This is a genomic window from Mycobacterium sp. E796 (assembly GCF_001672815.1).
Lineage (GTDB): Bacteria > Actinomycetota > Actinomycetes > Mycobacteriales > Mycobacteriaceae > Mycobacterium.
On the sequence record NZ_LZKK01000171.1, the window covers coordinates 1 to 2,145 of the forward strand.

Here is a 2,145-nt window from a genome sequence, read left to right on the forward strand (position 1 = left end):
ACTCAACCAGCAGATCACCTGGTACCCCGAACACGTCAAGGACGGCCAGTTCGGCAAGTGGCTGCAGGGCGCGCGGGACTGGTCGATCTCGCGAAACCGCTACTGGGGCACGCCGATTCCGGTGTGGAAGTCCGATGATCCGGCCTACCCGCGCGTCGACGTGTACGGCAGCCTCGACGAGCTGGAACGCGACTTCGGGGTGCGGCCCACCAACTTGCACCGGCCCTACATCGACGAGCTGACTCGGCCCAACCCCGACGATCCCACGGGGCGCAGCATGATGCGGCGCATCCCCGACGTGCTCGACGTGTGGTTCGACTCGGGCTCGATGCCGTATGCCCAGGTGCATTACCCGTTCGAAAACCGCGACTGGTTCGACGGGCACTACCCGGGCGACTTCATCGTCGAGTACATCGGCCAGACGCGCGGCTGGTTTTACACCCTGCACGTGCTGGCCACCGCGCTGTTCGACCGTCCGGCGTTCAAAACGTGTGTCGCGCACGGCATCGTGCTGGGCTCCGACGGCCAGAAGATGAGCAAGTCGCTGCGTAACTATCCCGACGTCTCGGAGGTGTTCGATCGCGACGGCTCCGACGCGATGCGGTGGTTCCTGATGGCGTCGCCGATCCTGCGCGGGGGCAACCTGATCGTCACCGAACAGGGCATCCGCGAAGGTGTGCGCCAGGTGCTGCTGCCGCTGTGGAACGCCTACAGTTTCTTGGCGCTGTATGCACCGAAAGTTGGGAACTGGCGCACGGATTCGGCCAATGTGCTGGACCGCTACATCCTCGCCAAGCTGGCGCAGCTGCGCGACGACCTCACCGAGTCGATGGACGTCTGCGACATCTCAGGGGCCTGCGAACAGCTGCGCCAGTTCACCGAGGCGCTGACGAATTGGTATGTGCGGCGGTCGCGTTCGCGATTCTGGGAGGAAGACGCCGACGCCATCGACACCTTGCACACCGTGCTGGAGGTGACCGCCCGGCTGGCCGCTCCGCTGTTGCCGTCGGTCACCGAGATCATTTGGCGCGGTCTGACATTCGAGCGCTCGGTGCATTTGGCCGATTGGCCGGACGCGGAGGTGCTGCCCGCGGATGCCGGCCTGGTGGCGGCGATGGATCAGGTCCGGGAAGTCTGCTCGGCGGCGTCGTCGCTGCGCAAGGCCAAGAAGCTGCGGGTGCGCCTGCCGTTGCCGAAACTCACCGTGGCCGTGGAGAACCCGCAGCGGCTCGAGCCGTTTGTCGACCTGATTGCCGACGAGCTCAACGTCAAGCGGGTCGAACTGACCGACGCGATCGACACGTACGGCCGGTTCGAGCTGACGGTCAACGCGCGGGTGGCCGGGCCGCGGCTGGGCAAGGACGTGCAGGCGGCGATCAAGGCTGTCAAGGCGGGCGAGGGCGTCGTCAACCCCGACGGCACCCTGACGGCGGGTCCCGCAGTGCTGCAGCCCGACGAGTACAGCTCGCGGCTGGTGGCCGCCGACCCGGATTACACCGCGGCGCTGCCCGACGGGTCCGGGCTGGTGGTCCTCGACGGCACGGTGACTCCGGAACTGGAAGCGGAGGGCTGGGCCAAGGACCGGATCCGGGAGCTGCAGGAACTACGCAAGTCGACCGGGCTGGACGTGTCCGACCGCATCAGCGTGGTGATGTCCGTGCCCGGCGAGCGGGCCGACTGGGCGCGGACGCACCGCGACCTGATCGCGGGGGAGATCCTCGCCACTAGCTTCGAGTTCGGCGAGCCCGCGGATGGCTCAGAGATCGGCGACGGCGTGCGGGTGGCGATCGCGAAGGTCTAGCGGCTCGCGACCAGGCGTTCAGCGGCCTGGAAAAAAGTTTCCAAAAAAGTGTCCGACCCATTGTGGCTCGCTGCTCGTACCTGTGACAGCGGCCCAACGGGGGCCGCGACGACATTAAGGGAACACACCATGAGCACCATCGAAGACTTCCAATCGGCCACCTTCGCCGCCATCCCCCAGGACCTGACCGTCGCGGCCGCTCCGCATCAGGACCTCACGGTCGCCGCCGTCCCGCACGAGGACCTCACGGTCGCCGAGGCGTGGGCGTCGAGCCCGCTGGGTGACCCGTCGGTCGAGGACGGATTCCTGTCGCAGCCGGCAAAGTTTGAGGACTTCCCGCCGAC

The 2,145-nt window shown here is 66.9% G+C and carries 2 protein-coding genes; both read left to right on the forward strand.

The window, feature by feature from the left end:
- The coding region (locus A5706_RS12735) for a class I tRNA ligase family protein (RefSeq protein ID WP_156767088.1) at positions 1–1,801 on the forward strand (1,801 nt) is incomplete at its 5' end.
- 129 nt (positions 1,802–1,930) lie between these two features.
- Positions 1,931–2,145: hypothetical protein (locus A5706_RS12740; protein ID WP_156767089.1), on the forward strand; the 215-nt coding region annotated here is incomplete at its 3' end.